Genomic DNA, 8,976 nt, shown 5'->3' with positions numbered 1-8,976 from the left:
CCTCTGTCTTGACGTCGAACATGCTCGAGACGTCGCCCAGAGGACTCTTTGAATTGTTGGTCGGGATGCTGTCTTCCACCTGCACGAGAATATCGGCCTGGTACACCGATGGCGCGATAAACGCGTACGCCACGCCCAGGGCGAGCACGCTGCCGGCGATTCCACCGACCAGCCAGCGGTTGGCCATCAGTACGTCGAAATAACGTGAAAGACTGACATCGTTATTGCGCACCACGGCAGCATTCGTAAGGAGAGAGTTCTGATTCATCGAAACCCCAGGGCGGGTGTACGAAAAGGATGGAAGCTGGATTCAAGATGCAGGCGATGCGGCGTTGCCAATTCTCGCTTTCTGTCACGGGACGGCAACATTTTGAATGCTGACGCTGCGTGCGTCAGTTCGGTGTGCAACGCAATTTTGCGATGTTCCTCCGCTTTGCGCGCCACCAACTTCAGAATAATCGTCTTACCGTATAAACATAAAGACTGCGCAATTCTTCGCTGAACCCCTGTTTCCCCGCAGTAGATCCAGCTCTGGAAAAATAGCGCATACGGCGCACTAACGAGTATCCCAGACTATCTGAAGGCTGTCATTATCTCTGTACGCTAACGCACATCGCTTTTGTGGCTGCAACGTCAGAATCCCATTCAATGCCGTTAGCTTGGGATGCATATGAAACAATTGATGCGTGAGATTTTCACACGCGCGCTCCTTTTCAGTGGAACCCCCGCCGCGATTCGCGCCTTGCTTTGGCGGGACCGCACCGCGATTCTGCTCTATCACGATCCATCACCCGCCACGCTCGAGGCTCATTTCGAGTACCTGAAAGACAAGGTCGAGTTCGTGCCCTTGTCGCAGGCAAATTCGCGTGGTAGTGGTCGCCCGCGCGTAGCCGTCACGTTTGATGACGGCCATATTGGCAATGCGAAGTTGCTGCCCGTATTTATTAAGTACGGTGTGTACCCGACCATTTACATTTGCAGCAGCATCGTGGCGCAAGATCGTACTCACTGGTTCCTACATCCTGTCGCGAAGGATGCAGGTGTGAAGCGGCTCATCCGCATGAAAAACCGGGAGCGCCTGGCTGAACTGGACGCGCGAGGCTTTCATCAGGACTTGCTTGACGCATCGGCGACGATTAGTGGCCTCAGCGCCGCCCATATAGAAGAGATGCGCCCTTATGTCGACTTCCAGTCGCACACGCGCTATCACCCTACACTGACCTTCTGTGAAGATGAAGAATGCTTTGAAGAGCTCGCGCTTTCAAAATTGGAGGTAGAACGGATCGTCGGTAAGCCATGCGAGCATTTCGCGTATCCCTATGGCATTTTTGGCCCGCGCGAAGTCGAACTGCTGAAGGCCGCCGGCTACAAGAGCGCACGCACGACCGACGTCGGCTGGAACGACGAAGGAAGCGATCCGTTCCGGCTCAAGGCGTTCGACATTGACGATCACTCTTCCGTAGCGTGGTTCGCCGCGCAGCTTACAGGCCTGACGTTGGCACCGCGCTATCTACGACTGGGACGCGTCCGGCGCTTCGCTCAGCGCATCTTCAGCAGACCCCGTGTATTGAATCAGGCGTAAATAGCGCAGCGCCGCCGACCACCGCGCACGGACCGAATTGGGTCGAGGCGAGGCAATGTCGCCCGAGCGACGACGAGACAGACCGCGCTGTGGCGTAGGAAATTTGAGCACCGCGCGGCATTCGGCCAGGCAGCGAATCACCACGATAGGTTATTTGCGAATAAAACTGCTATCGCGGGCGATCCCGGCTTCGAGAAAGACAAGCGGTCAACGTTCGCTCACCTGCCAATTAAAGGCGGAAGTAAGCCGCCGGAGCACTAGTCGTACGGTCTTATTGTTCCTTATCTCTATGGTTAAAAAGGAAGGCGGCATGCGTAAAATCTTCATCACATCTCCCGGTAACGCCAATTATCCGGAAATTACTGCCTATCAAAACTATTTCAAATCCCGCGGCGTGGATGTGGTGGTTGGAACAATAAGCGAGTACCGCGCGCTCGAAAACAAGGCGGATTTCGTGTTGTGGGAAATCATGGGTTTTTATCCAAATCGGTTTGAATCCGACTTCGTCATCCACGACTACCGTTCTCTGTCCGTTGGGGGCTGGCCGGCGATAAAAGACGTCGCCAAGCGGTACCTCAATTGCCAGCCGAATCTGCGGATCTTTCAAAACAAACGCCAACAGGAGATCATGGGTTTCGGCCACGGTGTCCCCAGTGTCATCCTGCCTATGGGCGTGCCGAACTGGATCTTCGAGGTACAGGATGATGGCCAGACAGAAAAAAAGGCTGATTTCTGTTATATCGGCGAAATGAGCGTCGAGCGAGGCTTCGATCGCGTGCTGGAAGCGTTTATAAACAAGTTCCAGAAGCGCGACACCTCCCTTCTCCTCGTGGGAAAACCGGACCCGCGCATCTACGAAAGATTCTCGAATGCGAAAAATATCATTTTCACTGGGCCGTTGCCGCAGCGTGAGGCGCTGAAGCACGTGGCCGAATCCGAAGTTGCGGTGTGCTATTTCCCCTATCACCGGCCGCATTGCTATCAAACGCCGACCAAGCTGCTCGAGTATGCCGCGCTCGGCAAGAAAATCGTCTGCAACGACTCGCCGTCCAATATCAGATGCTGTGAAGAGATGGGCATCCACAGCGTGATCACGACGGCGAACATCTTTGATGGAATCGATGAGGACACCGCGCGCGGTGCGACAGTAAATCGCCGGACGGACTTTGCAGATCTCATTTGGGACCGGGTAATAGAGCAATCCAACGTCGCGGCGTTTCTGCCGAAGGATATCAAGCTAGCCAACGCTTGACCAATTCATTGGCGTACGACATTGCAACGATCGCGCGCCGACCTGTCTCGTGGTAGCGCAGAGCCGGCCGCCGCAGAGACCACACTTGAACGGTGACAATGACATGCAGATATTCATTCTTCACCCCGGCAAGGCGAACTATCCGGAGATAGACGCCTACACGAAGTACTTTATTGGAAATGGCTGTAAGGTAACGTCAGGAACGCTGGATGATTACAAAAAAGTCAAGAACCCGGAGGAATACATTCTCTGGTGCATCATGGGCTTCTACCCCAGGATTCCCCCCGCAAAATATGTGATCCACGACTATCGTTCGCTATCGGTCGGACGCAATAGTGCGCTAAAGGACACTATCAAGAAAACGTTGCAACCGCGGCCCAATCTTCGAATCTTTCAAAACGATTCGATGAGCGCAGTGATGGGTTTCCGCGACGGAGTGGATACTATTTTTCTGCCAATGGGCGTGCCAGACTGGATTTTCACCGCGGATGCTGACCGCAACCAGACGCTTCCGGCGGGCACGTATTGCTATCTGGGCGAGATAACGCGAGAACGCGGCTTTGACGGCTTCATCAGGGACTTCCTGGGCGCCAAGCGTGTGTCGGATACCCTCGTTCTGATTGGGCCTGTTGAAAAGGAAATATCCGACGCATATCTTCAATCGCCCGGCATCCTGTTCACCGGTCGTCTTCCGCAACGCGATGCCCTCGCGGTGGTTCGCAATTGCGAGATCGCTATCTCAACCATCCCTTACAAGCGTCCATACGACGTGCAGACGCCGACCAAGCTTTTGGAGTATGCCGCACTCGGCAAGAGAATCATCTGCAATGACTCGCCGTCGAATCTGAACGCCGCCGCCAAGTTTGGAATTCAATGCAAAATAACGGGCCCAGACGTATTCTCTAGCATCTCCAATTTCGATGGCGATATGGTGCCGAAAAACGATCCGTCTACACTGCTGCATTTGCGGTGGACGAATATAATCGCCGCCTCGGGCGTGGAACGTTATCTGGCGAGAATCTAAAAATTAAAATGGTTCGCGCGAAACTCGCACAAACCATTTCGATTATCAGCGCCCACGGGCGCTTTTTTACTCGCTCAGCACCGGACGGCCCTCGCGAATGCTTCGCAGTTGGGTCGAATAAAGCAGTTGGACGTTGTTGAAGAAGCGATCTTCGCTGAATCGGTTACGCGCCTCCTCCTGCGCCCGGCGCGACAAACCTTCACGGATTTTCTCGTCGGTTAGCATCTTCTGGATCAGCGATGTCGCTTGCGCAGCCGTCCGATAAAGGACGCCTGTCGAATTGTGCCGAATGGTATCCATATTGCCAGGACAATCTGACGCCACAACGGGTGTGCCGAGCGTCATTGCCTCAATCAAGGAGATGGGCATCCCCTCCCAGGACGCTGTCGACAAATAGATATCCGCTTGCACGACAGCCTGGATCACGTCAGCACGGGTAAGCCAACCGGTCACACGCACACCAGCGTCCTCGAGCGTCCTCCGAAGATCTGCGTCACCGTCGCCGATCCAGACGAACTCAGTGTCGTCCCGATCAAACGATCGTGCAATCTCCGCGAACAGATGCGGATTTTTTTGCACACGAATGCCGCCCACAGTCGCAATGATTCGCCGTCGTTTCGTCGACCCGTCTTTTTCAGCGCTTCTCAGACGAGTGTCGCTATGGACACCGACCGCCCGATCGATCGCATTCTCGACCAGTACTGCATCTCGCCGAAGATAGCGGCGGATTGCCGTGCATTCGCTCTCAGAGCAGCCGACATATGTGCAACTCTTCAAACATGCAAGCCACTCCAAGGCGGCGAAACAGTATCGCTTCAACCTGCCAATGTCCCGCCGTACAAACGAGATGCAATGCGGGCTATACAAAAACGCCGTTGATGGCAATGCAAACAAGGTCGACATTCGTCCCAGGAAGCCCGCGAACGACGAATGCATATGGATGATATCCGGGTTCAGTCGGATCAACTGCTGGCGCAACACAGACATGATGTGCGCCAATGATGGTCCTTTCATCTGCAGATGCTGCAGGACGACATCAGGGTGAAACATTGCGCGCAAGTTTTTCGGCGTCTCCTCGCGCTCCGAATAGATCACATAAACCTCGTGACCTTCCTTGGCGAGCCGCGTTGCAAGCGTGCTCACAACTGCAAGCGTTCCTGTGGCAGTCGATTCAATTACGTGGACCACTCTCATAACTTTTTCTCGTGGATTGCTCAGCAATAGCGGATCACCTCACCGATCGGTCACGGCGATCGGGACGACATGCGATTTCCTATAGCGGAAAACCTCAGCCCGGCTCAGTAGGCGCCGTCTTTTGCGAACACCACTTTGACGGTTTTCAGAAGAATCGACATATCGAATGTCAGTGAGCGGTTCATTGCGTACCGAACGTCGAGCGAAACTCGCGTCGGATAGTCCACATCGTTTCGGCCGCTCACCTGCCATAGGCCCGTCATTCCCGGCTTCAGCGCCAGATAGTAACGAACATCACGGCCATATCTCACCAGTTCCTTTTGCACGATAGGGCGGGGGCCCACCAGGCTCATATCGCCGCGCAGCACGTTCCAGAGTTGCGGCAACTCATCGAGGCTCGTCTTGCGCAGAATGCGGCCAACCGGCGTCACCCGAATGTCGTTTTTAAGCTTGAAATCTCGGTCCCATTCCGCACGTGCCTGCGGATCTGTTGCGAGCAGTTTGGCAAGAACCTCATCGGAGTTCTTGACCATGGAGCGGAACTTAAGGCACTTGAAAGTACGTCCTCCCCGGCCAATTCTTGGATGACCATATACGGCGTTTCCGTGATCGCTCATGACGACCAGCGCAATGATCAGTAGAACCGGGGAGAGCAGTATCAGCAGAACTGACGCTCCGCAAACGTCCATTGCTCTCTTCACTGCGTCATCCCACCTTGCACCCAGGAGGTTCTCGCCCGGCGGATTCGAGTCATCCGAGGCGACCTTTTTTGAATTCGCCTCAAGGCACGCCTCTTCCAGTTTCGGATCCGCGGCGGCGTTGGATTCGAACATGCTATCTCCTTAGTTCGGGAACTCGTGGGGAAGGTGCCGGCGTAGGCACCCTGCGCTTGCAAGACCGGTTTTGGTGTGGAAGCGAATCGTTTAGTGCGGCTAATTTCATTGATTCACTGATGACTTCACGTGCAGCGTAACATCCCAATTCTGGACCGAATGTTAGTAATAGCGCATAAAGACGCCATCGTACAGTTCGCTCGCGACACATCATCTTCAACAGGCGCAACCGACTGCGCTTTTATCAATCAGATCCGCAGAATTCGAATTGATGACTTCACCACTGATTGTTCTTATCTCTGCGCACCATTGATAAATATCATGACAAAGCGACCACATCAGACACATGCTTTTTATCAGACAGATCAACCTCGCTTTATAAAGCCTTCGATTTTCAATTGTCTAAAGAGATACGACTCTTTTCGCACCTAAGTTGACACTTATTGGCGCGTTCAATGAAGGTTAAAAATGAAGATTTGACGAAGAACAGCCTATTTTCCGGGCTATCGCGTCAAAGCCTACGCGACCACTCGTCGCTGCGCTTCCGATCCACAAAAGTATCCCGGCTCTACGCTAGACCCGATGTGCGTTCCCGCACACGGTCGATCATTGTGGACCTCGACGCGATGACTTCGTTGATGCTGTGCTTGAAACGTCGACGCAATGTCTGATGCGCGTGTTTGACTATTCGTGCGACCAATGTCGGCTTCAACAATTGATGTTCATCTTCACACTTAACTTTCACGTTTTCGGACAAATTCTGGGTGTCAGCCCTTATAGTTAAGATATGAAATCAACTCTTATCTTGTTCGCCGCCTTGACACTTTTGTGTGGGCGGCCAATGTCGTCATTCGCGAAGGACGGTCACGCCAAAACGACGGACGTCACTACCGCCAATGCTCATCGGCTTGCGGCGCTGCAGCCGCCGCCCACCGGAAGCGGAAACGACCGTTTTGCAATGGACGTGAACTGCAATCTGTGGAGTGCGGATCAGATGGCACTGAGCGAATGCTCAAAGGACCTGGATCTGATTGCCGGTTTGGGCGTGGGTACGGTTCGCCTCGGTGTTTCGTGGGACTTCATGACGCTGGCCGACGGCAGCACGCTGGATCCCAATAAGGTGACCTTTCTGAAGGCGCTTCTCAACGCCGCGCGCACGCGCGGTATGAAGATTCTTTTCCTGGTGGGCATGTACGCGCCGTCTAGCGCATACCAATGCCAGGCCACCCAGAATCCGCCGAGCGCATCGTCGGCGCGACTCGACTTCTGCGACGCGGCGTTCACGAAGTATTTCGGCTCGCTGATGGACATCGCGCTGCCGTTTACGGCTGACATTGAACTGTTCAATGAAACCAACTGGTCGTTCTCCGCCTCGGACCCATCTTACGGTGATCCGCACGGTATCTCCGGCTACATTCTGAATCGCAGCAAGACGCTCTATTCGGAAGCCAAGCAGGTCCTGAACATGAAAAGGCAGTCCGGCTACAAAACGGTTCTGCACACTCAGGGGATCTCGTACTTCTACAACTCGACGTATCCGAATAACGGCTGGCAACCGCCGGCGGGCAACGAGCTGATCCAGGCGACCGACTACATCAAGGCAATGGGCAATAACTCGAAGAGCGCGGCCAGCCCGTTGAATACCACGATCGATGTCGTCGACGTTCACCCGTACTTCAGCAGCGCCGATTACCACATGCTGATGCAGTCGTTCAACACGACCGTTTCGAATCTGGTTGCCAGTGGTTCCAAGCCGATATGGATTACCGAAACCAACAACGGTACGAGCCGCACGGACGCCGGGCAACTCGCAGCATTCAACCAGTTGAAAGTTTTGATGAACAACGGTTCGGTGGCGAAGGCGTTCTGGTATGTCGTGCGTAACGGCGATCCGAGCAACGGAGAAGGCGACGGCTACTCAATCTACGATTACAACCGTAACCTGATTTGTCCGCAGCTTGCCGCCGCCATTCGAGCCTACACCGCGGCGATCCCGCGAGCGCAGCGATTCCTGTCGGCCCCCTACCTGGCGCCGGTCAAGTGAAACCGCCTATTGCGATCGATCAGTTGAACGCGAACGCCAACTCCGGCGTTTGCGTCATTTTTGTTGTTTTACCCTGCTCCAACGTGCTTGATAGTTTTGAAATTGGGAAGCAGCGGACATCCTCAATGACGGACGAATCATAAAAATCACAATGCGACTAATCATCCTCCTTTGATCCTCTCGCGCGCGCAACGCAAAGCGCACACGCAAAGACCCCAATCGCTACGCCGATCAGCAGGCAGGCGGCATGCGTCAAGAAAGTTATCATCTTCCACTCCCCTTACGATCACATCGAGATATTAAGAATTTGAACAGCACGATGTCATCGGTGACGTAGCTATGGGCTGGGATATTCCCTAGCGGCACCGGACAGTGCGATGAAGGCGACCTAAAGTCCGGCAGAGATTGACAAAAGCACAGTGCCCTGTTTGCGAATGAATACCGATCAAATAGCGAAACTCACTATAGCATGGGTTTAGCCCCTCTCTCGGCGCCAATCTCCAGAATGGCAATGGCCTCGTGGCCAACGCGCAGATTCAGTAAAGTATGACGCACAAAAGTGGTCGACACGCTAGGAGCGAAGATGCCGGCATCGCGATAGGCGGAGATCATCAGCCATCGAAATGGCAGACACGTGGGCGACAAAGGAATTTGGCATGGTGACACTTACGACCAATTTCCCGTGTGAGACCTGAAGCCCGAACAGCTTAACAGGCTGCAGGAATCAACTTTCGAGCGGAGTCGAGACAATGGCGGCCGGCACGACGTAAAGATCAGAAAGATGCAGCCATAGATGAGGACGCCGGCGCCCGTCCGCTCAGCTTTCGAAGGCGCCAACAGGCAGGTCTAGTGGCCGGCGAACGCAGTGAGCGGTAAGAAACCGGCCGTGGCCCTCGCGCCGCGAAGCTTAGTTTTTCTTTGTCTTTCCGCTGGCCGGCAATGCGTCGAGATAGGAAGCATTGCGATAGAGGCCGGCGCGCGCGCCCAGACTGTAACGATAGACGTCCGTATCGATCCCGTTGAAGATCACACCCTTCACCCGGGCAT

6 protein-coding genes and 1 pseudogene are annotated in these 8,976 nt (G+C 54.3%); 4 read left to right on the top strand and 3 right to left on the bottom strand.

The features are described from left to right. Positions 1-268: Wzz/FepE/Etk N-terminal domain-containing protein (locus ACLFKU_RS41635; RefSeq protein WP_410853110.1), on the bottom strand; the 268-nt coding region annotated here is incomplete at its 3' end. Between the two features lie 402 nt (positions 269-670). Between ACLFKU_RS41635 and ACLFKU_RS41630 the strand changes: the two genes are divergently transcribed. The 3 genes from ACLFKU_RS41630 to ACLFKU_RS41620 all read left to right on the top strand — a co-directional run bounded on the left by ACLFKU_RS41630 (position 671) and on the right by ACLFKU_RS41620 (position 3,858). Further along, positions 671-1,582, top strand: a complete 912-nt coding sequence (locus ACLFKU_RS41630; protein ID WP_368587801.1) for a polysaccharide deacetylase family protein — start codon at positions 671-673, stop codon at positions 1,580-1,582. Between the two features lie 310 nt (positions 1,583-1,892). Then, positions 1,893-2,834, top strand: a complete 942-nt coding sequence (locus tag ACLFKU_RS41625) for a glycosyltransferase (protein ID WP_410853109.1) — start codon at positions 1,893-1,895, stop codon at positions 2,832-2,834. Between the two features lie 103 nt (positions 2,835-2,937). Then, positions 2,938-3,858, top strand: a complete 921-nt coding sequence (locus ACLFKU_RS41620; protein ID WP_368587803.1) for a glycosyltransferase — start codon at positions 2,938-2,940, stop codon at positions 3,856-3,858. Positions 3,859-3,924: 66 nt separating this feature from the next. Here the strand turns inward: ACLFKU_RS41620 and ACLFKU_RS41615 are convergent, their stop codons facing one another. Together ACLFKU_RS41615 and ACLFKU_RS41610 are read right to left on the bottom strand one after the other, a co-directional pair. Then, complete coding sequence (locus ACLFKU_RS41615) at positions 3,925-5,052, bottom strand: glycosyltransferase (protein WP_410853108.1); 1,128 nt, start codon at positions 5,050-5,052, stop codon at positions 3,925-3,927. 104 nt (positions 5,053-5,156) lie between these two features. Further along, positions 5,157-5,753, bottom strand: a pseudogene (locus ACLFKU_RS41610) (sugar transferase); the annotation flags it as partial. 937 nt (positions 5,754-6,690) lie between these two features. On the opposite strand from ACLFKU_RS41610, the gene ACLFKU_RS41605 reads away from it, so the two are divergent. Beyond that, complete coding sequence (locus ACLFKU_RS41605; RefSeq protein ID WP_410853107.1) at positions 6,691-7,929, top strand: glycosyl hydrolase; 1,239 nt, start codon at positions 6,691-6,693, stop codon at positions 7,927-7,929. Positions 7,930-8,976: the final 1,047 nt, after the last annotated feature.

The sequence above is a fragment of the Paraburkholderia sp. EG304 genome (genome assembly GCF_046543485.1).
GTDB classification, from domain to species: Bacteria; Pseudomonadota; Gammaproteobacteria; order Burkholderiales; family Burkholderiaceae; genus Paraburkholderia; species Paraburkholderia youngii.
Note: the sequence above shows the minus strand (reverse complement) of the source record. Positions and strands in the feature narration are given on the sequence as shown.